The organism is Psychrobacillus sp. BL-248-WT-3, from assembly GCF_012843435.1.
GTDB lineage: Bacteria > Bacillota > Bacilli > Bacillales_A > Planococcaceae > Psychrobacillus.
Genome location: NZ_JABAFC010000001.1, coordinates 90,302 through 113,184, shown reverse-complemented (window position 1 = coordinate 113,184; position 22,883 = coordinate 90,302). Strand labels below are relative to the sequence as shown.

25 protein-coding genes are annotated in these 22,883 nt (G+C 36.9%); 8 read left to right on the top strand and 17 right to left on the bottom strand.

Annotated features, from left to right (window positions below):
• Window positions 1-37: 37 nt before the first annotated feature.
• From HF876_RS00570 to HF876_RS00560, 3 genes are all read right to left on the bottom strand, one after another.
• Entirely contained in the window at window positions 38-646 is a 609-nt protein-coding gene (locus HF876_RS00570; RefSeq protein WP_169358095.1) for a superoxide dismutase, read from the bottom strand.
• Window positions 647-762: 116 nt separating this feature from the next.
• Window positions 763-1,242, bottom strand: coding sequence for a DUF456 family protein (locus tag HF876_RS00565; RefSeq protein WP_169358312.1), 480 nt, complete (start codon window positions 1,240-1,242; stop codon window positions 763-765).
• Entirely contained in the window at window positions 1,242-2,873 is a 1,632-nt protein-coding gene (locus HF876_RS00560; protein WP_169358094.1) for a Na/Pi symporter, read from the bottom strand. Before HF876_RS00560 ends, HF876_RS00565 begins: the two co-directional genes overlap by 1 nt.
• 175 nt (window positions 2,874-3,048) lie before the next feature.
• On the opposite strand from HF876_RS00560, the gene HF876_RS00555 reads away from it, so the two are divergent.
• The 5 genes from HF876_RS00555 to HF876_RS00535 all read left to right on the top strand — a co-directional run bounded on the left by HF876_RS00555 (window position 3,049) and on the right by HF876_RS00535 (window position 6,490).
• Window positions 3,049-3,549, top strand: coding sequence for a DUF1189 family protein (locus HF876_RS00555; RefSeq protein WP_169358093.1), 501 nt, complete (start codon window positions 3,049-3,051; stop codon window positions 3,547-3,549).
• A gap of 47 nt (window positions 3,550-3,596) precedes the next feature.
• Entirely contained in the window at window positions 3,597-3,932 is a 336-nt protein-coding gene (locus tag HF876_RS00550) for a hypothetical protein (protein ID WP_169358092.1), read from the top strand.
• A gap of 93 nt (window positions 3,933-4,025) precedes the next feature.
• Window positions 4,026-5,144, top strand: coding sequence for a flavodoxin-dependent (E)-4-hydroxy-3-methylbut-2-enyl-diphosphate synthase (gene ispG / locus HF876_RS00545; protein WP_251555618.1), 1,119 nt, complete (start codon window positions 4,026-4,028; stop codon window positions 5,142-5,144).
• Between the two features lie 12 nt (window positions 5,145-5,156).
• Complete coding sequence (locus tag HF876_RS00540) at window positions 5,157-5,735, top strand: hypothetical protein (RefSeq protein WP_169358090.1); 579 nt, start codon at window positions 5,157-5,159, stop codon at window positions 5,733-5,735.
• Window positions 5,736-5,872: 137 nt separating this feature from the next.
• The gene (locus tag HF876_RS00535; RefSeq protein WP_169358089.1) at window positions 5,873-6,490 is read left to right on the top strand and encodes an NAD(P)-dependent oxidoreductase; all 618 of its coding nucleotides are present in this window, start codon (window positions 5,873-5,875) and stop codon (window positions 6,488-6,490) included.
• 402 nt (window positions 6,491-6,892) lie between these two features.
• Here the strand turns inward: HF876_RS00535 and HF876_RS00530 are convergent, their stop codons facing one another.
• From HF876_RS00530 to HF876_RS00520, 3 genes are read right to left on the bottom strand one after another with little or no spacing between them, the layout of a single operon-like run.
• Complete coding sequence (locus HF876_RS00530) at window positions 6,893-7,303, bottom strand: Fur family transcriptional regulator (RefSeq protein WP_169358088.1); 411 nt, start codon at window positions 7,301-7,303, stop codon at window positions 6,893-6,895.
• Window positions 7,300-8,148 carry a metal ABC transporter permease gene (locus HF876_RS00525; RefSeq protein WP_169358087.1) on the bottom strand — a complete coding sequence of 283 codons (849 nt, stop codon included), beginning with the start codon at window positions 8,146-8,148 and terminating at the stop codon, window positions 7,300-7,302. The genes HF876_RS00530 and HF876_RS00525 overlap by 4 nt, the downstream gene beginning before the upstream one ends.
• The gene (locus HF876_RS00520; RefSeq protein WP_169358086.1) at window positions 8,145-8,912 is read right to left on the bottom strand and encodes a metal ABC transporter ATP-binding protein; all 768 of its coding nucleotides are present in this window, start codon (window positions 8,910-8,912) and stop codon (window positions 8,145-8,147) included. The genes HF876_RS00525 and HF876_RS00520 overlap by 4 nt, the downstream gene beginning before the upstream one ends.
• Before the next feature lie 103 nt (window positions 8,913-9,015).
• Between HF876_RS00520 and HF876_RS00515 the strand changes: the two genes are divergently transcribed.
• Window positions 9,016-9,276, top strand: coding sequence for a hypothetical protein (locus HF876_RS00515; protein WP_169358085.1), 261 nt, complete (start codon window positions 9,016-9,018; stop codon window positions 9,274-9,276).
• A gap of 27 nt (window positions 9,277-9,303) precedes the next feature.
• Here the strand turns inward: HF876_RS00515 and HF876_RS00510 are convergent, their stop codons facing one another.
• Together HF876_RS00510 and HF876_RS00505 are read right to left on the bottom strand one after the other, a co-directional pair.
• Window positions 9,304-10,191 carry a deoxyribonuclease IV gene (locus HF876_RS00510; RefSeq protein ID WP_169358084.1) on the bottom strand — a complete coding sequence of 296 codons (888 nt, stop codon included), beginning with the start codon at window positions 10,189-10,191 and terminating at the stop codon, window positions 9,304-9,306.
• A 12-nt stretch (window positions 10,192-10,203) separates the two neighbouring features.
• A complete protein-coding gene (locus tag HF876_RS00505) occupies window positions 10,204-11,502 on the bottom strand; it encodes a DEAD/DEAH box helicase (protein ID WP_169358083.1) in 1,299 nt (432 codons plus the stop codon).
• A gap of 107 nt (window positions 11,503-11,609) precedes the next feature.
• On the opposite strand from HF876_RS00505, the gene HF876_RS00500 reads away from it, so the two are divergent.
• Together HF876_RS00500 and HF876_RS00495 are read left to right on the top strand one after the other, a co-directional pair.
• Entirely contained in the window at window positions 11,610-12,308 is a 699-nt protein-coding gene (locus tag HF876_RS00500; protein WP_240949544.1) for a YqfQ family protein, read from the top strand.
• Window positions 12,309-12,376: 68 nt separating this feature from the next.
• On the top strand, window positions 12,377-13,354 hold the full coding sequence (locus tag HF876_RS00495) for a 4-hydroxy-3-methylbut-2-enyl diphosphate reductase (protein ID WP_169358081.1): 978 nt from the start codon (window positions 12,377-12,379) through the stop codon (window positions 13,352-13,354).
• Between the two features lie 117 nt (window positions 13,355-13,471).
• Here the strand turns inward: HF876_RS00495 and HF876_RS00490 are convergent, their stop codons facing one another.
• The 9 genes from HF876_RS00490 to ccpN form a co-directional block, all read right to left on the bottom strand.
• The gene (locus HF876_RS00490; protein ID WP_169358080.1) at window positions 13,472-14,590 is read right to left on the bottom strand and encodes a Nif3-like dinuclear metal center hexameric protein; all 1,119 of its coding nucleotides are present in this window, start codon (window positions 14,588-14,590) and stop codon (window positions 13,472-13,474) included.
• A gap of 2 nt (window positions 14,591-14,592) precedes the next feature.
• Window positions 14,593-15,285: a tRNA (adenine(22)-N(1))-methyltransferase gene (locus HF876_RS00485; protein ID WP_169358079.1), complete on the bottom strand. Its 693-nt coding sequence runs from the start codon at window positions 15,283-15,285 to the stop codon at window positions 14,593-14,595.
• 83 nt (window positions 15,286-15,368) lie between these two features.
• On the bottom strand, window positions 15,369-15,752 hold the full coding sequence (cccA, locus tag HF876_RS00480; protein ID WP_169358078.1) for a cytochrome c550: 384 nt from the start codon (window positions 15,750-15,752) through the stop codon (window positions 15,369-15,371).
• A 141-nt stretch (window positions 15,753-15,893) separates the two neighbouring features.
• Entirely contained in the window at window positions 15,894-17,033 is a 1,140-nt protein-coding gene (locus tag HF876_RS00475) for an acyl-CoA dehydrogenase family protein (RefSeq protein WP_169358077.1), read from the bottom strand.
• A 270-nt stretch (window positions 17,034-17,303) separates the two neighbouring features.
• Window positions 17,304-17,873, bottom strand: a complete 570-nt coding sequence (locus HF876_RS00470; RefSeq protein ID WP_169358076.1) for a hypothetical protein — start codon at window positions 17,871-17,873, stop codon at window positions 17,304-17,306.
• A 175-nt stretch (window positions 17,874-18,048) separates the two neighbouring features.
• On the bottom strand, window positions 18,049-19,176 hold the full coding sequence (rpoD, locus tag HF876_RS00465) for an RNA polymerase sigma factor RpoD (RefSeq protein WP_169358075.1): 1,128 nt from the start codon (window positions 19,174-19,176) through the stop codon (window positions 18,049-18,051).
• Window positions 19,177-19,204: 28 nt separating this feature from the next.
• Complete coding sequence (gene dnaG, locus HF876_RS00460; RefSeq protein ID WP_169358074.1) at window positions 19,205-21,046, bottom strand: DNA primase; 1,842 nt, start codon at window positions 21,044-21,046, stop codon at window positions 19,205-19,207.
• 215 nt (window positions 21,047-21,261) lie between these two features.
• Entirely contained in the window at window positions 21,262-22,071 is an 810-nt protein-coding gene (locus HF876_RS00455) for a pyruvate, water dikinase regulatory protein (protein ID WP_169358073.1), read from the bottom strand.
• Window positions 22,072-22,082: 11 nt separating this feature from the next.
• A complete protein-coding gene (gene ccpN / locus HF876_RS00450; RefSeq protein WP_169358072.1) occupies window positions 22,083-22,721 on the bottom strand; it encodes a transcriptional regulator CcpN in 639 nt (212 codons plus the stop codon).
• Window positions 22,722-22,883 lie beyond the last annotated feature (162 nt).

The window sequence follows — 22,883 nt, the reverse complement described above, 5'->3', positions numbered from 1 at the left end:
TGCTAAGTTTCTTTTTATAGACTTTTTAAGATAATAATTATTTTGCTGAAGCGTAACGTTTTGAAACTTCATCCCAGTTTACAACATTCCAGAAAGAAGAAATGTAATCAGGACGACGGTTTTGGTAATTTAAGTAGTAAGCATGCTCCCAAACGTCTAATCCTAATAATGGAGTTTTACCTTCCATGATAGGTGAATCTTGGTTTGCAGTCGAAGAAATTTCTAACTCTCCGTTTGATACAGATAACCAAGCCCAGCCAGAACCAAAACGAGTTGTTGCTGCTTTAGCAAACTCTTCTTTGAAAGCATCAAAGCTACCGAATTTTGCATCAATTGCTTGAGCTAAATCTCCAGTTGGAGTACCGCCACCATTTGGTGATAATAGTTGCCAGAATAATGAGTGGTTAGCGTGCCCACCACCATTGTTACGAACTGCTGTTTTAATGTCTTCTGGAAGAGCGTCGATATTAGCAATTAGTTCTTCTACTGATTTGTTTTCTAAATCAGCTTTACCAGCTACCGCATTGTTTAAGTTTGTTACATAAGTATTGTGGTGTTTCGTGTGATGAATGTTCATCGTTTCCTTGTCGATATGTGGTTCAAGTGCATCGTAAGCGTAAGGTAATTGTGGTAATTCGTATGCCATTATAGTTTCCTCCTAAAGAATAATATAGTAATTTTCTACCCATTTATTAGCGTATCAAAATATGATCAAACGTTCAATTAAAATAGCCTATTATTGTTCTCCTACTTTTGACTGAGTTATACAAAGAGAACAAATACCACTAGCATTACAGTTAATATTACCACTTTAGCAATGGAAGAAGTTAAGAACCCAATTAAAGATCCTATACCAGATTTAATCGCATGTTTTAATCCTTCTCTTGTCACGATTAGCTCAGCTATTACAGCTCCAAGGAATGGTCCAATTATGATACCAGCGACAGGAATAACAAAAGGTCCAAACAACAAGCCTATTGTACTGCCCCAAACTCCGGCCTTCGTTCCACCAAATTTTTTAACACCAAGCGCATTGGCAGCCATATCCGCTCCAAACAAAAGAATGACAAATAATATTTGTATTGTCCAGAACAGCCAAGTCAATTCAGTAAAAGAAAAGAACAATCCATACAAAATATAACCAAGTAGCATGAATACTACTGAAGGAATAATAGGATAAAAAGTACCGACATAAGCTATTACAAAACTAGCTATTATTAAAATCCAGCCAATAACCTCTATCATGTGCGTCTCCCCAATACGGCTTCTGCCACATTACAAGCATGGTCTCCGATTCGCTCTAAGTTACTTAAAATGTCGACGAACATTATACCTGCTTGACCTGAACATTTACCTTCGTTTACTCGTAGAATGTGATTTTTTCTAAATTGTCTTTCCATTTTATCTATAACATTCTCTTGTTCTGCTACTTCTTGTGCTAATTTTACATCATTAGTATTCAGAGCTTCTATTGCTTTTTCTACTGTTTTTATCGTTAACTCAAACATCTCAGAAACATCCTCTATTGCATCTGGAGTTAAAACTATTCGGTGAACTTCTTGGTATTCTATCAGTTCCAAAATGTTCTCAAAATGATCTCCAATTCTTTCAATATCCCGAACAGTATCCATTAGCATATTATGTCGGCTAGAATCTTGATCCGACAATGGCTGCGAAGAAATTTTTACTAAGTAATCTGTAATTTTTTGATCTAAATTATTTAATGCGTCTTCTACTTGATAAGCCAAATCTGAATCACGCTTGTTCTTTGTTTTTAGATAAGCATATGTTTTCTCTAATCCTTGTATACTTAGAGCTCCCATACGCAAGATTTCCTCTTTAGCCTGTCCGATAGCGATGGATGGTGATTGTTCGATGAAGTTAACATCTAAATGTTTAGGCTTATATTCTATGGAAACATCGTCTCCAGGTATTAACTTAGTAACAAGATATGCCCAAGCCCCAATCAATGGAAATTGAATAATTGTATTTGCCACGTTAAAGGAACCGTGAGCAAAAGCTATTTGCATCTTGCTTTCTAAATCTAGTACTCCAGAGATCCACTCAATATAAAGAGTAAATGGAATTAACAAAATTAAGAAAATTACTGAACCAATGACATTAAATAGAACATGAGTTGCAGCTGCTCTCTTTGCAGCAACAGATGCACCTAAAGAAGCTAATATAGCTGTAATTGTAGTACCTATATTATCTCCAAAAAGTACTGGTAAGGCTCCTTGTAGAGAGAGTAAATTTTCTGAATATAGACCTTGCAATATAGCAACAGTTGCACTGGAGCTTTGTACTATTAACGTAAAAATTGTTCCTGCCAATAAACCAAGGAAGGAATGATCACTCATTGCGAGAGTGAAATCAGTGAATGCTTCTAACTCTCTTAAAGGCTTCATACCGCCACTCATTAGTTCAAGCCCGAGGAATAACCCACCAAATCCAAATATAACTTCCCCTACATTTTGTACAATATGTTTCTTAAAAAAGAAAATTAAGAACGCCCCTATTGCCATAATTGGAAGTGCATAGCCCCCAACATCAAAGCCTATGATAAACGCAGTTATTGTTGTTCCTATATTTGCTCCCATTATTACACCAATAGCCTGTCGCAATTTCATAAACCCTGCACTTACTAGACCTACTGTAATTACAGTTGTCCCAGAACTAGATTGAATTAATACAGTTACAATGATTCCGACTAAAACTCCCATAAAAGGGTTAGTAGTATAGCGATCTAAAATATCTCTTAGGCGATCTCCAGCCGATTTTTGTAAACCATCTCCCATATACTTAATGGAGAATAAGAATATCCCAAGTCCTCCAAAAAATTCAAACAACATCTGTTGCCATTCCAATTCCACGATGTCCTTCAACTCCTATTTCGACAAATTCATTCATTTTCTATTATCGTTAATTTGTTTAGCTTATGTAAACACTTACCCGCCATTCTTTACAATATCTTAACAAAGTAAAATTAAATTTACTTTGTTTAGTTCATTCTGATGATGATAATATAGAATAGAAAGGGTGAAATTTATGAATTTATTTCAGCTATTTAAAGCAAGCCTACATAGCCCTAAAAAAATTGCTGCATTTCGACTTATTCCAATCGGAAAGGTAATGCAATACGTGTTTATCTACGTATTTTTCATGACCGCAATCTCCTTTTTCGGATTTATAAACGGTATTTCAGAACAACAACAAAATGTAGAAGGACTAATCGAATACTTTTCTGATATTCAATGGTTAATCTATCCCTTTGCATTTCTATTTTTATTTGTTTTAAATACTATGTTTATATTTGTCCGTATTAGTATCTTTGCCTATTTAGGTACCCTAATACTTCTTCTTTTAAAACGACGTGGAGAATATCGACACCTTTGGAGAACTACGCTGTTTGCTAGTACGGTGCCTATGGTCATTTCTATTGTCATTGCAATCCTGCAATGGTCTAACGATTGGATTCAGCTAGGAATCTATGCTGTTACCTTTGTCTATTTATATATTTCTTTAAAATATTATCCAATAAAGAAATAGCATAATGTCCCCTCCTCCGACATAGAGTTGTTTAGGGGGGATTTTTTATGAAACTATTTATAGCAACCATTATACTTTTTATATCGTTTTATATTATTAAGGTAGATTTGTTTGAAGGAACAATCCCACTAGCTTATTCAAGTGAAGTCTTAATAGAAGAATGTATGGAATCTCCAGAATATATAGTTGCTGAGATTATGCCCGGAGAAACAATCTATTCGTTGTTTGCCATTTACCCAACTAGTGAAGAAATTTCTTTTACTAAACGATTAAATGATTTTTACGAGCTTAATCCACACTTAAAAAAGCAATCATTTCATGTTGGAGAAAAAGTACTTTTACCTGTTTATACATCACAATCAAACTGTAAAAAAGAAAATTAGAGGTTTCTTCCTTGTCAATTCGTTTGAAAGACTGATAAAATGGTGGATAGTGACGGCATAAAGCCTCAAGAAGGAGAGAATTTCATGAGTGAAATAATTCATCGTTCCAAAACTCGTCCTGTACGAGTTGGAAACTTAACTATAGGTGGCAGTAACGAACTTTTTATTCAAAGTATGACAACAACTAAAACACATGATGTGGAAGCAACCGTAGCTGAAATATTACGTTTAGAGGAAGCTGGTTGTCAGGTTGTTCGTGTAGCTTGTCCAGATGAACGTGCTGCTTATTCGATCGGCGAGATAAAAAAACGTATTAATATTCCATTAGTAGTGGACATCCATTTTGATTATAAATTAGCACTAATTGCAATCGAGCAAGGTGCTGATAAAATTCGTATTAACCCTGGTAACATCGGGCGTAAAGAAAAAGTAGAAGCTGTAGTTAATGCCGCTAAAGCAAAAGGTATTCCAATTCGTATTGGAGTAAATGCTGGTTCATTAGAGAAAAAAATCTTAGAGAAATATGGCTATCCTACTGCAGACGGTATGGTAGAAAGTGCTCTACACCATATTAAAATCCTAGAAGACTTGGATTTTCATGATATTATCGTTTCGATGAAGGCTTCTGATGTTAATCTTGCAATCGAAGCATATCGCAAGGCTTCTGAGGCATTTGATTATCCATTACACTTAGGGATTACTGAGTCCGGAACTTTGTTCGCTGGATCTATTAAGAGTGCTGCCGGCCTAGGAACACTCTTAGCCATGGGTATCGGAAACACATTACGTGTATCGTTAAGTGCAGACCCAGTGGAGGAAGTAAAAGTAGCTCGGGAGCTGCTAAAAGTATTTGGTCTTTCTTCTAATGCGGCTACATTAATTTCTTGCCCTACATGTGGACGTATTGAAATCGACTTAATTTCTATTGCAAATGAAGTGGAAGAGTATATCTCCCATATTAAAGCACCTATTAAAGTAGCAGTACTAGGCTGTGCAGTAAACGGTCCTGGAGAAGCTCGTGAAGCTGATATCGGAATTGCTGGTGCACGTGGCGAAGGTCTATTGTTCCGTAAAGGAAAAATAGTTCGCAAAGTGCCAGAGGAAACTATGGTAGATGAACTGAAGATTGAAATTGATAAAATCGCAGCTGAATATTTTGCGAAACAAGAGTTAGAAAAGCAACAAAAGGAAATTGAAGCTCAACAAGCTTAAGGAGAGATATAAATGACGAATGTACGTTTCGGCATTGATATAGATGGGACAGTAACTTGCCCTACTTCTTTGCTACCTCATATAAATGAAGCATTTAAATGCAACTTGCAATTAGAGGATATTAAAGAATATGACTTAACTAAAGCTTTTGAAGTAGACCAGAAGGAATTTTATGAATGGTTTAAATCCTCTGAGCCAGTCATTTACGCAACCTCCCCTATCCAGGCTGATGCGAAAGCTGTTTTATCAGCATGGAAGGAAAAGTATGAGCTATACTTCATCTCAGCTCGTGGAGAAAACGTGATGGACGTAACGCTAAACTGGTTTAAAGAGCAAGAGCTCCTATATGACCATATCGAATTGATTGGTACGCATAACAAAATTGAAACTGCAAGAAAGCATGGGGTTCACGTATTTTTCGAAGACAAGCATGACAATGCTGTTGAAATAAATGAAGAGCTAGATATACCTGTATTATTGTTCAATACCCCATATAACCAGCAGCCAGCTCCTAAGGGAGTCATTCGAGTGAATAACTGGATTGAGGCTAACAATTGGATTGAAAAGGAATTTTCGATGACAATTAAATAAAAAGTTGAAGGGGTAACCTGTTAAGGGTTACCTCCTTTTTTTAGATATAACTCAACTTTATGACTATACATACTATCGCAGAATGATACTAGCTAGAAAAAAGCTTTAACTAAAACAAATGAAAAGAGGAATTACGAATGAACATTATTATATTTGGAGCTAGCGGTGGAGTAGGTAAACATTTTACTAAATTGGCATTAGACAACGGTCATTCTGTCACTGCTTATATTCGTACACCTTCCAAGCTAGAGATTAATCACGAGAATCTAACTATTATTCAAGGAGATGCTTTTGACAAGCAAGCTGTCGAAGCTGCTATAAACGGAAAGGATGCCGTTGTTTCGTGTTTAGGCTCCACTACCGGTATGAAAAAATCTACGCAGTTAGAGAATATGATGAAAAATGTAGTAGATGGAATGGTAGCAAATAATGTAAGCCGCATTGTTTACACTGCATCAGCAGGTGTAGAAAATGAAATACCCGGGTTAATGGGCAAGATGATGATGAAGATGCTTGGTAACGTGTTAGCCGATCATAAGAATGCGATCGAATATATCAAATCCAATAATTTAACGTATACGATTGTAAGACCTATGGGACTAACGGATAAAGCATTTACTGGGAATTATAAAGAGTCTGCTACAAGCGTTCCTAGTTCCGGAAAATCAATTTCAAGAGCAGATGTAGCTGATTTTATCTACAAGGCGTTAACTGACAGCTCGTATGAAAATACTTCTGTAGGAATAAGCAGCTAATTTATATTAGAGCGTAAGTAACATCTTTTTAAAGATTTGCACCGTTCACATAGCCTAATAAAAATGAGACCGGGACATAATTAGACAGTATATAAAAAACGAGAAATCGGCAACTTGATTTCTCATTTTTATTTTATAAAGTAAGGTAATTTCTTGAGAAATTACTCTATTGTTGTTTGAAATGCAGAAGGCGCTGCTGGGGGAACAAGCGAGCGCAAAAACCTAAACAGGAGCAATGCGACGAGGAGATTGAAGACGTGCCCCGCAGATAGTGACCTATAAAGGAAAACAACTGCAGGAATGCAAATAGAAGCCCCGAAAACTTTACTAGGTCGTAGAGTTTTCGAGGCTTTTTATGTGGAGGAAAGTTTTGTTCAGCACTATTCCTAATAGAATAAATTTTTAATGACACTCTGGACAGTTGCCGTAAATCTCAAACTTGTGATTTTCAATTTCATATCCAGGAATCGAATTTTGGAGAGTTTCCATCGGGCAATAATTTATTTCTTTAATGTTGCCACATTTCAAACAAATAAAATGATGGTGGTGATGGTCTACTTCACATTGCATGCGAAAATTCTTTTCGCCGGCAAGCTCTGTTTCTTCTAAAATACCAAGCTCAACAAAAGTACTAAGATTACGGTAAATAGTATCATAGCTCATGCCTGGATGCTCCTCCATCATGACGTCTAATATATCTCTAGCAGTAATATACTTGGTTGTTTTAGAAAAAATATCAAGAATTTGTTCTCGCTTGTCTGTTTTTTTAAAACCCTCTTTTTTAAGAATATCCCATGCTTTATCTATATTCACGTTGCCACCGCTCCCTTTCTACCCATCTTTTTAACAAAAATAGCTCCAAGTAAAATGACAATAGATGTAACTACAATGGTACCTCCCGGGGCTAAATCAAGGTAAAATGCACTTACTAATCCAATAAGGACAGCTAGCTCACCAAATACTACTGAAAGAATGAGCGCCTGTTTAAAGCTTTTTGACAATCTCATAGCAGCAGCTACAGGTAAGGTCATTAAAGAGGAAACAAGTAAGATCCCCACAATTCGCATAGAGGCAGCTATTACTAGAGCTGTGACGATCATGAATAGCATGTGAATCCACTTAGCAGGAAGACCAGATGCCTTTGCATACTCTTCATCAAAGGATAGTACAAATAGTTCTTTAAACAATAATCCTAAAAATAAGAAGACGACCACTGCTATACAAATAACTATCCAAAGATCCTGTCTACTAACCGCAGACACCGATCCAAATAAATAACTAAACAAGTCAGAGCTGAATCCTTCCGCTAAAGAGATAAATATTGCACCAAACCCTAAACCTGCTGACATAATTATTGGAATCGCTAATTCTTCATAATGTTTATATAAGCGACGAAGCCTCTCTATAAAAAGAGAACCAGTAACAGAAGCCACAATGCCTAAATATAATGGGTTTAGTAGCGCAAGTGCTCCTACAGATTGACTAAGATAAAGACTGCCTGCTATTCCGGCAAGGGTTACATGGCTCAGTGCATCAGCGATTAAGGATAATCTTCTGACAACAATAAACACACCTAATAATGGAGCAATAATTCCAATAATCAACCCGGAAGCAAATGCATTTTGTAAAAACTCATACTGAAAAATAGACTCTATCATGACTGTACCTCACCCTGGTGTTCTACTTTACGGACCGAATGACCGTACCACGATTCTAATTGTTCCTCGCTCATCGATTCCATATCTTTTTTAAAGCCGTGAAAATGAATTCTCTGATTTAGGCAAGCTACGTGGCTTATACTTGTTGATACTGCGTCCACATCATGTGTAACTAATACGATGGAAATGTTATGTTCACGATTTAAGTGTACTAACATATTATAAAATGAACGAACATTTTTACTATCAATTCCAACGGTAGGCTCGTCTAGTATTAACACTTTTGGATTACTAATCAAAGCCCTTGCGATAAATACGCGCTGTTGCTGGCCTCCAGAAAGCTCTCCAATATTTTTTTGAGCGAAGTCTTCCATTCCTACTGCCTTTAACGCTTGACGAACTTGTATTTTAACATCATCCGGAAAACGTTTAAACAGACCTATTTGTTTAACAACTCCACTTCTAACGACTTCACTTACGGTTGCTGGAAAGCCAGTATTGAACGAATTGGACTTTTGGGAAACATATCCGATCCATTCTCTTTCCTTAAACTGATTAGCTGGCTTCCCAAAGAGAAGTACATTCCCGTTTGATGGCTTCAATAAGCCCAACATTATCTTTAATAAGGTTGATTTCCCAGAGCCATTGGGACCGATAATAGCTAGAAAATCGCCTTCCTTAATAACTAAATTTATATCGATTAAGGCTTGTGTTTGTTCATATTTGTATGAAATATTATGTAATTGAATTAATGGTAAGGCCAATTTTGTTTCCTCTATTCTAATTAAGAATGATTACGATTTACAAAATAAAAGTATAGAGGATAAATCGTATAGTGTAAATAAAAATGCTTGAAAGGATGTTCTAATGGATATTGCTAAGTTTATTATTCAGCTACAAACCTGTTCAAAAAAAGAGTTTAAGAAAATACTCAAAGGGTTTGATGTGAAATTATCAGATAAAGAAATAGAGGGCGTCTACCCCTTACTGCAAGAAATATCTATTACTTGGTTGGTATTAGGTGTACCTAATGCTATTCAGCAAAAACTTATAAGCATTTTAGGAGAAAAACGTGCAATTGCTTTATACGAGCAATTGAAAGAAAAAGGCCCCTCTTCTTTTCAATGAAAAGAGAGGGTCCTAAATTGATTATATTTAAACAGTTAGTAGTTCTAATGCATTTGGGTCAAACGTTTTCGAGCGTAGCATCTCAATCTCCATTTTATATGGAGCTTTCTTTGATTTGGCATCCACACCAACGAAAGGAGTCTCTAAAATTTTAGGGATATTTATCAGCTGTGGATGATGCACTACATATTGCAATGCCTCAAAGCCAATTTCACCAAACCCTATGTTTTCATGACGATCTTTAGCTGCTCCACAAATATTTTTACTATCATTGATGTGTAGAACTTTTAATCGGTCAATTCCAACCAAATGATCAAAATTATTTAAGACGCCATCAAAATCGTTTACAACATCATATCCGGCATCATGGATATGACACGTATCCATACAAACCGACAAGCGATCATTATTTTTCACACCATCAAATATTTGTGCAAGCTCTTCAAAAGTCTTACCACATTCAGAGCCTTTTCCCGCCATTGTTTCTAAAGCAATTTGGACAGGATAATCAGAGCTTAACACTTCGTTTAAGCCTTCGATAATCTTTTGAATGCCAGCATCAGCTCCAGCTCCAACATGTGCACCAGGATGCAATACGATTTGTGTAGCTCCTATAGCTGCAGTGCGCTCTACCTCTTTTTGTAGAAAGTCTACACCTAAAGCAAACGTTTCTGGCTTCGTTGTATTACCCAAATTAATAATATAAGGTGCATGAACGACAATATTATTTATGCCGTTTTCCTTCATGTGCACAACGCCAGCTTCAATGTTTAACTCATCTATTGGTTTTCTGCGCGTATTCTGTGGTGCACCCGTATAAATCATAAATGTATTGGCACCATACGACGCCGCCTCTTTACTAGAAGCTAGCAACATTTCTTTTCCACTCATGGAAACATGTGATCCTAGTAGCATGGAAGTTCCCCCTTATTTCTTACGGTTTTTGATGCGACGTTCTCTTTTCTTAACTTTATCCATTTCCCATTTCATGTTTCGTTTATATCCTGGTTTAACCTTTTTAGGCTTTCTAACCAACGCTTTTGCTTTTGCATCTATCTCATTTTCGACTTTAGTTCTATTTTTTCTAGCATGTCTCTCTTTCAATTCAGACCATTCGCCATTACTTACATCTTTATGCTCAAATGTAATACCCATCTTTTCAATACGATTTAAAGCATCTTCATCAGATGGTTCAAATAAGGTAATAGCTGTTCCAGTTAGTCCTGCGCGGGCAGTTCTACCAACTCGGTGAATGAAAAATTCAAGGTCATCGGGTATTTCGTAATTAATGACATGGCTTACTCCTGGAATATCGATTCCACGAGCTGCTAAGTCAGTAGCCACAATGTATTGATATTCTAATTCGTGTATTTGCTTCATCACTCGTTTACGATCACGTGGAGAAACATCTCCGTGAACAACGCCAACTTTTATGCCGTTTCCTTGTAAATAGTGTGCTACTTCATCCGCATTCTGTTTCGTATTAGCAAAGATAATCGCTAAATAAGGATTAATACCTTCAATAACGTCTAATAATCTTTTTTTACGAGATTTACTACGTACAGGGACAACAGTAAAGTCAATTCCATCAGCGACCGGACGTTTGTCACCTATTTTAATATGCACAGGTGAATCCATGTATTTCTTAAGGAATGGTTGTAGTTTTTCTGGTATGGTAGCAGAGAATACGAACATTTCTAATTCATCTGGCATTTTTGATGCAAACTGATCGATTTCATTGATAAAACCTAAATCAAATGCAAGATCGGCTTCATCTACCACTAATATTTTTGCGGTATGAACTAAGAGTGCCTGCTCAACTGTTAAATCACGAAGTCGACCTGGAGTACCAACGACTATTTGAGGCTGTGTTTTTAACTTTTCGATTGAACGAGCTTTATCAGTTCCTCCGATAAATAGCTTAGTTTGAATTTCAGTGCCTTCAATTAACTTATTCAACTCTTTATATATTTGAGTTGCGAGCTCTCTAGTCGGAGAAGTAATTATTGCTTGAACTGCTTGCTTACTAGCATCAATTTTTTCAACAATTGGTATTAAGAAACTATGTGTTTTCCCAGTTCCTGTATGCGCTTGACCAATTGCACTTTTACCTTTCAAGACTAATGGAATCATTTCTTTTTGGATTGGTGTTGGTTCTTGGAAGCCTAATTTATTTATAGCTTCTAGTAAAAACGGTTGAAAATTATAATCTGTATATTTGGACATTTTAGTCCCTCCCTATCATACCTATATTGTAACATGATTTGTACATAAAACCGATAATTTGCATAGAATAGAATAGTCTGTTTGTTCGAAAGGAGATGAGAAATAAATTGCGCTATGAATCATTTTATCCATTTGCTCAGAGAAGAAATAATTTCTCTAATTTTGGCAATCCAAATTCTTTCCAAAACACGCCCCCTCCTCCACCCAATTTCAATCAAGCACCAAGTGGGCAAGCGAGTGGGCCAATTTCAAATTTTATAAGACAATTCCAAGGCAATGGTGGTTCTGCAGATCCTGTTCCTACTCCGCCAATTGGTGGATTTAACCAAGGAGGTCCACCGGTTCCGAATGATTTTGGTCAAGGTCCTCCACGTCCAGGAGGATTTAGTCCAGGAGGCCCGCCTAATTTCGGTCCTGGGCCGCAAGGGTTCGCTCAAGGTGCTGCTACAGCAGGTGCCGCAGCTACAGCGGGTGCGGCAGCAGCAAGTGCTGGAGGATTAAGCAGTAAAACCATGTCTTATTTGCAAACTGCTGATAAGTTTATAAATACTGCACAACAAATCACACCGATGGTTAAACAATGGGCTCCAATGCTTCAAAATGTACCTGCTCTTTTAAGACTTTACCGTGGATTCTCTGCAGCCCCTGCTGCAGGTGCCGCAGCTAGCGCAGCAACTACAGCGGCTACCGCGGCTACCGCTACTACAGCAGCTTCAGCGGCAGCTCCAGCTGTTGCCCGAGCAGCTAGTACCGTAGCATCTACTGGCGGTGTCTCTTTACCGCGAATTTTCCAGCCACCATTTTAATATTTTGTAATCATCTCTTTCCTCCGCTATAATATGAGTATGCTCGTATTGAAGGGAGTTTCTTAAAGATGATTGTACAAAAAATTTCGCCTAGAGGATATTGTTATGGTGTGGTGGATGCAATGGTTATTGCAAGGAATGCAGCAATGGATTCATCTCTTCCACGTCCAATTTATATATTAGGAATGATTGTTCACAATAAACATGTAACAGATGCATTTGAGCAGGATGGTATTATTACTTTAGATGGAGAAAATCGCTTAGATATTCTATCAAAGGTCGATACAGGAACGGTCATTTTTACAGCGCATGGAGTTTCACCAGAGGTAAAGGAATTAGCTCGCAAAAAAGGATTAGTTTCCATTGATGCCACATGCCCTGATGTTACCGTTACCCATGATTTAATAAAAGAAAAAACAGCAGAAGGCTATGATATTATTTATATCGGGAAAAAAGGGCATCCTGAACCTGAAGGAGCAATCGGGGTTGCCCCAACTAAAGTCCATCTTGTTCAAACAAATGAGGATATTGAAAGTCTTTCCCTTTCTAATACAAAATTATTAGTCACAAATCAAACTACTATGTCACAATGGGACGTTGTTCATCTCATGGAAAAGCTGAAAGAAAAGTTTCCTCACATTGAGGTACACAAAGAAATTTGTCTTGCCACTCAAGTTAGACAAGAAGCGGTTGCGGAGCAAGCAGGAGAAGCTGAGCTACTAATTGTTGTTGGTGATCCAATGAGTAATAACTCTAATAGACTTACACAAGTTTCAGAGGAAATTGCAGGCACTCCATCTTACCGAGTCGGCGATATATCTGATCTTAAATTAGAATGGCTAGACAATGTTAACCATGTAGCAGTGACTGCCGGAGCTTCCACACCAACACCGATTGTTAAGGAAGTCATCCAGTTTTTAGAGAAATACGATCCAAATGATCCTACAACTCATGATACAACAAAAAAAGTACTTCCCGAGAAAATTCTACCTAAGATTAAAGTTCCTAAACCAGTTACTAAAATAGAGCCTTATACAGTTAACTAACAAAGTAACTTAATTATGTAGAGGTCGATATAGAAGATACTCTAAAATAAGCTTCGAAAATTTACTAATAGTAAAATTTTCGAAGCTTTATTTTTTTGGTAGAATAGCACGTTATAGTCAAATAAGTTTAAAAGGTTCTGTAGATATCTTAGAAGCGATGAATTCACAGTCCAGTTTTTTATTTAGGCACTCCGCTTGCATATATTTTACAACGCCAATTTTCATAATTTGTTCAATATGGTGGCCAGGATCAATAACAGCAAGTCCCATCGCTAATGCATCTTGTGCAATATGAAAATATAAGTCCCCGGTTATAAAAACATCTGCCCCTGCCCTTTTAGCAATCGAAATATATTTGTTACCATCTCCGCCTAGTACTGCCACCTTTTGAATGGGTTTATCAAGCGGTCCAACTACTCGAACAAAAGGTACGTTTAGCAATGATTTGACGGTATTTGCATAATCCGCCAAAGAAACTTTCTTTGGTAATAACCCTATTCTTCCAAGCCCCATTTCGTTGACCTGAGTATCCAAACTCATCAAATTGTATGCAGGTTCTTCATAGGGATGATTATTTAACAGGGCTCTTAATACTTTGTTTTTCTTAGATTCAGGTAATACTACCTCTATTTTTTCCTCTTTTACAACAGCTAACTCATTTGGCTTCCCGATATAAGGCTCAGCACTTTCCTCAGGCTTAAACCGGCCTTCTCCAGAGGTTGTAAAGCTACAGCTATTATAATCCCCTATATTACCTGCTCCAGCCTCTGCTAGAGCCTTTCTAACGGTTTCAGTAGCTTCTTTAGGAGTAAATACTTCAAGCTTCATTAAGTTTTCGGAGGTAGTTGGTTCTAATATAGAAATATTCTCTAGCTTCAGTGCTTCAGCTAATAGATCATTAACCCCTCCAGTAGCTATATCCAAATTCGTATGAGCAGCATATACAGCAATATCATGCTTAATCAGTTTTTCAAACAGACGTCCTTGTGGCATATCTGTACGTATATTCTTAAGCTTACTGTAAATAGGAGGATGATGAGCAATGATTAGCTGACACCCTTGCTCAATTGCTTCATCAACCACTTCGTCGTTCACATCTAATGTCACAAGCACCTTCGTAACAAGCTTATCTAATCTACCGATTTGAAGACCTACCGAATCTCCCTCTACCGCTAAGGAGCGTGGTGCCCATTCTTCAAAGATAGAAATAAGATGTTGTCCATTGGTTTGCTTCATGTTTACAACAGCTCCTTCACTAACGAGATTTTATTCTCTATTTCCTCTACTTTTTGTAAAACTTCCGGAGTTGGTGGAATATTTTTTAATTGAGTCAGTATTCTTTCCCATTCTTTCATTTCGACTGACCATTTTTTCTGAAATACACTTGTACGGCTTTGCATTAAAATTGGTCCTAATAAAAGCTCCTGTTCATTAAGCACCATATTTCCTTTTTTAAGTACAATTACTTCATAAATTTTGGTATGCTCCTCCAAAATTGTTTCTTGATCAACATTCCAGCCTTCTTTAATTGCCCATTCTCTAATTGCTTTTGCGTGAATGTTCGGTTGAAGAATGAGCGTGTGAACGTTAGTAAGTTTATGCTTACCTGCTTCTAGTATGGAAGCAATTAACGGACCACCCATCCCAGCAATTGTAACGGTGCCCACTTGGTCCTCGTCTTCAATCACTTGCAGACCGTCTCCAAAACGCACTTCAATTTGCTTTTCCAGGCCTTCACTTTTCACTTGCTTCACTGCAGATTCAAATGGTCCCTTTACTACCTCTCCAGCAATTGCTTTAGAGATTATGGATTGGTGGACCAAGTAACATGGAAGATAAGCATGGTCACTTCCTATATCCGCTAAAATTGTATCCTGTTCGACAAAGGATGCCACAGTTTTCAGTCTATCTGATAAGTTTTTCGCATTCATTCTATACACCTCACCATTATTATAACAAAAATAAAAAAAGACCTCGATTCTTAAAAAGAATCTAGAGGTCTTTTCTTAAAATCTTATTCACCTAGAGATTTGACCCAAGCAGCCATTTCATCAAGGTTTGCTTCTGGTACTAAACCACCAGGCATTGAACCTTTACCATTAGCTAAAATGTCTTTAATTTCATCTTCAGACAATGCTGTACCCACTAATGATGGCCCCATTCCGCCTTCATAAGTGTTACCGTGACAGCTGATACATTTTCCTTGAGCAAGTGCTTCAGGATCGAATTCACCAGCAGTAGCTTCTTCTCCACCTTCAGCAGATTCTCCGCCTTCAGCAGCTTCATGTTCAGCCGTAATTTCTGCTTTATTACCTACTCCATCGATAGATAGGAAGAAAATTAAACCGATACCAAATGCCATAATAAGTATAAATGGGATAATTGGATTCTTTTGCATAGTTAACCCTCCTTCTTTTATACAATCTTTTCTAATATAGAATTAGTCAACACTCATATTGTACTCCATTGTGTCGAAAACGAAAAGTGTTATTGAAGAAAGTTTTATAGCTTTGTGACAAAATCGACATATTTTTAATGTTTAACAACCAATATGTCTAGCTATTACCATTCGTTGGACCTCGGAAGTACCTTCTCCAATTTCAAGTAATTTTGCATCTCTCATATAGCGTTCTACTTCATATTCTTTCATATATCCATATCCGCCATGAAGCTGAATCGCTTGATCAGCAACCTCCATTGCAATTTCAGAAGCATATAGTTTACACATAGATGCCTCTTTACCAAACGGTCGTCCTTGGTCCTTTAACCAAGCAGCTTTATGCACCATCGTTCTTGCTAATTCAATCTTCATTGCCATATCTGCTAGTTTAAACTGTGTAATTTGAAACTCTGATAATGTTTTTCCAAACTGTTTACGTTCCTTGGAATATTGGAGAGCTCGGTCAAATGCAGCTTGAGCAATCCCTACTGCCATTGCACCTATTCCTATTCTTCCACCGTCTAACGTAACAAGAAATTGTCTGAAACCATTCCCTCGTTTACCTAATAAGTTTTCTTGAGGTACTCTAACATTTTCTATCACTAATTCAGTCGTGTTAGAGGCATTTAACCCCATTTTTTCATAGTTATCAATTACTGTAAAACCATCTGCATCAGTTGGAACTATAATAGCAGAAATCTCTTTTTTACCATCTGACATACCTGTAATAGCAGTCAGTGCAAGATGTTTTGCATAACTAGCGTTTGTAATAAACGCCTTGCTTCCATTTATAACAAAATCATTACCTTCTTCTTTTGCAGTTGTTTGAGTTCCCCCAGCATCTGATCCAGCATTTGGCTCCGTTAATCCAAAAGCACCTAAAGATTCTCCCGTACAAATTGGAACTAAGTACTTTTGTTTTTGTTCTTCTGTTCCGAACAAGCTTAGCGGTGCTCCGCCTAGTGATATATGAGCTGAATAGGTAATACCAGTTGATGCACAGGCACGACTCAATTCTTCAGTCACAATAGCAAAGCTAACTGTATCAGCTCCTGCTCCACCATACTCCTCTGAAAACGGTAAGCCCATCATCCCCATGTCGGCTAACTGTTTAAAGATTTCTTTTGGAAATTCCTTCGTTTTGTCTCGCTCAATTGCTCCGGGAGCTACAACCTCACTAGCAAACTCTCGAATCGTTTTACGAATCATTTGGTGTTCCTGCGTTAAATCAAAATTCATTTTATTCCATCCCCTTTGTAAATAAAAACGCTTACTTTTTTATTATACAAAAGATTATGTAAATAATCATATTAAAACGAATTTGAATCTATTTTTCTTTCTTAATCTTTTAATCCCAAAAGAGAATATAAAATACATTTAAAGAAAGTACATCCACTTCTGTCGGAAAGCTTTCTATGGAGCACTCTCTATGCGCATGTGTTGGTTCATTAACTCAAAAAAAAGAAATTCCACTGGTCACGTGAAATTTCAATCATTAAAAATTGTATTCTATGTAAAAAATGTAATAGAGATGTATATAAATATCAATAAGAGTCCCACAATACCGGAAATAGTAAAATAAATTAGCTTCAAACGAAAGCCAGAAAATAACCATAATATGCAGTTAACTGCAATCATAATTACTAGTGTAGTAGGCTCCGTTATGAAAAAAGCTTCCCATATTTTAAAAGTAATTCCTAATAGTAATAACGCAGAAAATACTAATAGTAAGGGTGGTAAGATTGAACTTTGACTAAACTTTTTAATAGATATGTACGTAAAAACTAGAATTGCAATCCCCGATAAAATAATTGGTATAATAACGGCCGTTGTTATGAAAACTAGTGAGCCTAAAAGTGCGAGCGTAATGAGACTTATAATAGAAGTAGCCGAGATCACTTTCAGCTTCGACTTTTTCGCTTCCTTTGCTAGTATACCTTCGTTGGTTCCTTCAGTTCCCTCTCCTTCCCCTTGAGCATAAAGAGCTGTAAGAAAATCACAGTAATGCTCGGGAAGTAGCTTATTTTGCTTCCAAAAAGCAATTTCATTCAATATTACTTTTTTTCGTTGAATAGACATATCCATCCTCTTTTCCCTATATCTTTTTATACTAATCTTTTCGGCTAGTTTCAAGTGCATTTTTACGAACACCTTGAAATAAAAGAAAAGTGAGATGGGTAATCCCACTTTTCAGGAGAAAAAAGGCACTAAAAAAACCTGTAAAAAAGACACCCTTTGTCAGGATGTCTCTTGATTATTCTAAGAAATCTTTTAAACGTTTGCTTCTAGAAGGATGGCGTAATTTTCTTAATGCCTTCGCTTCAATTTGACGAATACGTTCACGAGTAACACCAAAAACTTTACCTACTTCTTCAAGTGTTCTTGTACGTCCATCATCTAAACCAAATCGTAAACGGAGTACATTTTCTTCACGGTCAGTTAAAGTGTCTAGTACATCTTCTAATTGCTCTTTAAGAAGCTCATATGCTGCATGATCCGATGGTGACTGTGCATCGGCATCTTCAATAAAATCACCTAAATGTGAATCATCTTCTTCCCCAATAGGTGTTTCTAAGGAAACAGGCTCTTGAGCAATTTTCAAGATTTCACGAACTTTTTCTGCTGGAAGATCCATTTCTTCTCCAATTTCTTCTGGAGAAGGCTCACGTCCTAAGTCTTGAAGTAATTGACGTTGCACACGAATCAGTTTGTTAATTGTTTCGACCATATGCACTGGTATACGAATAGTTCTTGCTTGGTCAGCAATTGCACGAGTTATTGCCTGGCGAATCCACCAAGTTGCATACGTACTGAATTTAAATCCTTTTCTGTGATCGAATTTCTCTACTGCTTTAATAAGACCCATATTTCCTTCTTGAATTAAATCTAAGAAAAGCATACCACGACCAACATATCGCTTCGCAATACTTACAACTAAACGTAAGTTCGCCTCTGCTAGACGCTTTCTCGCTTCTTCATCACCTTGCTCTATTCTTTCAGCAAGTGCAATTTCCTCTGATGCCTTTAAAAGGTCTACTCGACCAATTTCTTTTAAGTACATGCGTACAGGATCATTGATTTTAACACCTGGGGGAACACTTAAATCATTAAGGTCAAAAGTTTCTTCTTCCTTCCCCTTCATCAAACGATCTAAATCTTCCTCATCTCCAGCTTTACGCCCAAGTTCAATACCCTTGCCTTCTAGCTGATCAATGAATTCCTCGATTTGATCTGATTCTAAATCGAAAGACGCTAATTTATCTGCTATATCATGATAAGTTACCTCACCATTCTTTTTACCTAACTCAATCAGTTGTTTCTTTGCTTCTAATAATGATAATTCGATGTCCGTTTCTTTTGTACGTTCAGACTTGTCCGCCATAAGAATTCCTCCTTTTACTACCGGATGATTATTGAAAATTTACTAAAGATTTTTTTAACTGAATGGCCTCTTGTGCCAGTTGGAGCGCTTTAGTTATATCCGTCATTTTTTCAGCCTCTTTAGCTTCATGTAACTTTTGCCCAATTTGCTGCTCTATCCGGTACTTTCTAATATGGCGCAAACAGTCCATGACTTCTTCAGTTTCATGTTCTGGATCACGTTCTGAGAGCGCAGCTTCCATTACTATTTTCCTTAATTCACCGTCGTTTAATACTTCTAAAAACCGTTGATAGTCACCTTCCGGATAATCTTCGTAATACCCCATCAAACGAACGTACGCAGCTTCGTATGCGTCCCTTATAAAACACGGGCCATCACTTATAGTTCTAATTGCAATGTCAATTACCTGCGGATTATGGAGCATATGTGCTAATAAAATTCTTTCTGCTCGTTCATCAGCTGAAAGAGTTCGTTTCTTTTTAGGCAGCTCTTGAGGAGCAGCTAAAGGAATGGAATTGTTGCTATGATTACTACTTTTAGTGTCTCTTGCTTTTTTCCCCTGTATTTTCCGTAAATGTTGATAAATAGCTTCTTCGGATACATTTGTTTCCTGAGAAAGCTGTCGAACATACAGATCCCTTTCTACAGAAGAGCTTCTCTCACTCAGTATTTCCAATATTTCTTGAATATACTGAAGGGTATCATTTTCGTTATTAAAATTCTTATCTCTTTTGGAAACAATCATCATAAATGAAAGATAAGAATGGGGCTTTTCAATAATTTTCTCCTTAAAAGCTTCTTCCCCATAATTCTTAATATAATCATCTGGATCCATAGCATCCGGAATAATCGCAACCTCTGTCTGAATATTTTGCCCTTGTAAAGAGATTGCTGCTCTTTTTGCTGCTTCCATCCCTGCCTTGTCTCCATCGAAACAAAGGGTAACATTGGAGGTTAGTCTATTCAGCTTGGTTATATGTTGAGACGTTAATGCTGTTCCCATTGTTGCAACACCATTTGTTATACCCGCTTTAGACGCCGATATAACATCTAAAAAGCCTTCAAAAATAACCACGTTGCGTTTTTTCCTAATGTCTAGTCGCGCTTTATCTAAGTTATAGAGTATCTGGCTTTTTTGAAAGATAGGAGATTCAGGACTATTTAAATATTTGGCTTCATTTTCCTTCTTACCAAGAATCCTTCCAGAGAAGGCAACTACATGGCCAGTTTCGTCGAAAACAGGAAACATAATTCTCCCACGAAAGCGGTCAAAATACTTCAATTCATTTTCTTTTCTAATAATAAGTCCAGTTTTCTCAATTTCTTGCAAATCCATACCTTTTCTCTCTAATAAGGTAGTTAGGGCATCCCAACTAGGCAATGACCATCCTATTTTATACTTTTCGATGAGTTCGGTAGAAAACCCTCTTTCTTGTAAGTAATGTAATGCATTTTCTCCTTCCTCCGTGTGAAGTAAAAGATGATGAAAATATTCGCTAGCAAATTCATGCGCTTTTTTCATAAGAGATACTTCTTTGGAGACCGGTGCTTTCTCTTCAGAAATTTCGGTTGCCTTATGTTCAATCTGCATTCCTAGACGGCTACCTAATTTACTAACAGCTTCATGGAATGAGAGATTCTCAATGTCCATTAAAAACGTAATTACATTTCCACCAGCTCCACAGCCAAAGCAATGAAAAATTTGCTTTTCTTGAGTGACAGAAAAAGATGGGGTTTGTTCACCATGAAATGGACAGAGACCGAAAAAGTTTCTACCTCTTTTTGTAAGCTGAACAAATTCACTAATTACATCAACTATGTCTGTATTATTTCTAACTTGTTCGATTACTTCTTCTTCTATACGATTCATGAATTCACCATCTTTACTTACTACTTAGTATTAATTCGAGAGACTTAAGAAAAATCCTGCAAGAATCGACAAAATATTTACATGATAATACGAAAAATTTCTTTTTTCCACAAATAAATATTATAAAACATTTCAATATATTAATCTATACTTTTAATTCGCTTTCGTACATAAAAAAACCTTTTCACAATTGTGAATCGGTCCAAAATTTCAAATTATTTTTGTTGAATTTGAGTTATTACTAGATTTGCTGTTTCTTCTACCGCTCGATTTGTCACATCAATAACCTTACAGCCAATTCTTTCTACCACTTTTTGAAAATGCGCAATTTCTTCATTAATACGTTCTACTTTGGCGTAAGATGCATCATCTTTAAGACCAATTGCGATTAATCTTTCTCTTCTAATGGAGTTTAATTTGTCAGGAGTAATGATAAGACCGAAGCATTTCGAAGGATCTATTTGGAAAAGTTCTTCTGGCGGCTCTACTTCTGGAACTAATGGTACGTTCGCAACCTTATAGCGTTTGTTTGCCAAGTATTGCGATAAAGGTGTTTTAGAAGTGCGGGAGACACCTATTAGTACAATATCCGCCTGCAATAACCCTCTTGGATCTCTTCCATCGTCATATTTTACAGCAAACTCTACTGCTTCAATTTTTTTAAAGTAATCTTCATCCAGCTTTCGAACGAGACCAGGCTCTTCAAAAGATTTTTCATCTAGTTTCTTTTCAAGTAGATTAATTACAGGGCCGATAAGATCTACACACTCTAAGTCATATTCTTTGCAATACTTAACAATAGCTTCTCTCATTTCCTGTTGAACTAATGTATATAAGATACTTGCATTCTGGTCTTTAGCTAAAGCAGTAATTTCTTTTATATGATCCAAAGAATCGATATGGGTAAATCTTTTTAGTTTGGTATGCTGCAGACCTGGTCTAAATTGGCTTACTGCAGCTCTAGCTACTAGCTCGCCAGTTTCCCCAATGGAGTCTGAGACAATAAATAGGTTTAACATTTTCATTCTTTCACTCCTCATAAATCATGGTCATCAGCTAAAGATAAGAAGGCACGTGTAATATTTGTTTTAGTTATTCTTCCAACAATCTCTAGACCGTCTTTCGACTCTTTTACTACCGGTAACGAATCTATTTGCCGACTCATTAATTTATTTGCTACCTCAATTAATGTATCTTCCTTCAGACAATACGTAATATTTGGCATCCTAGTCATAATCATATGTACCGGCATTTTGGTTAAGTCTTGGTTTCCGATACTTGTTCGTAAAAAGTCTTTCCTAGAAAGCACACCGGATAATACTGATTTTTTATCAACGACAAACAAAGAGCCAACATCCTCTAAAAACATATGGCATATTGCATCGTAAACCGACATACTTTCTTCTACAACAACGGGGATAGACTGAAAATCCTTTACGAGCATTTGTGCAATGCTATCAGAGATTGCCTGACTGGTTTTCTTACCTGAGTAAAAATAACCTACACGAGGTCGAGCATCCAGAAAGCCAGCCATCGTTAATATCGCAAGATCAGGTCTTAGAGTTGACCTAGTCAGATTAAGTCGTTCTGCAATTTGTTCACCAGTAATAGGTCCATTCCCTTTTACAATGTCCAAAATTTCGACTTGCCGTTTGTTGAGTTCGATTGGACTCACCGCCTCAAAGTTTATACTTAGTTATACTTATTCTAAATAATTATATACCATTATCCATCACATTGCTAAATAAAGAAGCATATGATACAATCATCAATAATATTAAAGCGTTGAAGAGCATTATAAGTACTGTAACATAAAGCGAGTGGTGACAGTGAAAGA

Bases quoted from the DNA above. Each gene is read 5' to 3' on its own strand.
- HF876_RS00570 (WP_169358095.1), bottom strand. From the start codon at position 646: ATGGCATACGAATTACCACAATTACCTTACGCTTACGATGCACTTGAA.
- HF876_RS00555 (WP_169358093.1), top strand. From the start codon at position 3,049: ATGAATTTATTTCAGCTATTTAAAGCAAGCCTACATAGCCCTAAAAAA.
- HF876_RS00550 (WP_169358092.1), top strand. From the start codon at position 3,597: ATGAAACTATTTATAGCAACCATTATACTTTTTATATCGTTTTATATT.
- HF876_RS00540 (WP_169358090.1), top strand. From the start codon at position 5,157: ATGACGAATGTACGTTTCGGCATTGATATAGATGGGACAGTAACTTGC.
- HF876_RS00535 (WP_169358089.1), top strand. From the start codon at position 5,873: ATGAACATTATTATATTTGGAGCTAGCGGTGGAGTAGGTAAACATTTT.
- HF876_RS00525 (WP_169358087.1), bottom strand. From the start codon at position 8,148: ATGATAGAGTCTATTTTTCAGTATGAGTTTTTACAAAATGCATTTGCT.
- HF876_RS00515 (WP_169358085.1), top strand. From the start codon at position 9,016: ATGGATATTGCTAAGTTTATTATTCAGCTACAAACCTGTTCAAAAAAA.
- HF876_RS00510 (WP_169358084.1), bottom strand. From the start codon at position 10,191: ATGCTACTAGGATCACATGTTTCCATGAGTGGAAAAGAAATGTTGCTA.
- HF876_RS00505 (WP_169358083.1), bottom strand. From the start codon at position 11,502: ATGTCCAAATATACAGATTATAATTTTCAACCGTTTTTACTAGAAGCT.
- HF876_RS00495 (WP_169358081.1), top strand. From the start codon at position 12,377: ATGATTGTACAAAAAATTTCGCCTAGAGGATATTGTTATGGTGTGGTG.
- HF876_RS00490 (WP_169358080.1), bottom strand. From the start codon at position 14,590: ATGAAGCAAACCAATGGACAACATCTTATTTCTATCTTTGAAGAATGG.
- HF876_RS00485 (WP_169358079.1), bottom strand. From the start codon at position 15,285: ATGAATGCGAAAAACTTATCAGATAGACTGAAAACTGTGGCATCCTTT.
- cccA (WP_169358078.1), bottom strand. From the start codon at position 15,752: ATGCAAAAGAATCCAATTATCCCATTTATACTTATTATGGCATTTGGT.
- HF876_RS00475 (WP_169358077.1), bottom strand. From the start codon at position 17,033: ATGAATTTTGATTTAACGCAGGAACACCAAATGATTCGTAAAACGATT.
- HF876_RS00470 (WP_169358076.1), bottom strand. From the start codon at position 17,873: ATGTCTATTCAACGAAAAAAAGTAATATTGAATGAAATTGCTTTTTGG.
- rpoD (WP_169358075.1), bottom strand. From the start codon at position 19,176: ATGGCGGACAAGTCTGAACGTACAAAAGAAACGGACATCGAATTATCA.
- dnaG (WP_169358074.1), bottom strand. From the start codon at position 21,046: ATGAATCGTATAGAAGAAGAAGTAATCGAACAAGTTAGAAATAATACA.
- HF876_RS00455 (WP_169358073.1), bottom strand. From the start codon at position 22,071: ATGAAAATGTTAAACCTATTTATTGTCTCAGACTCCATTGGGGAAACT.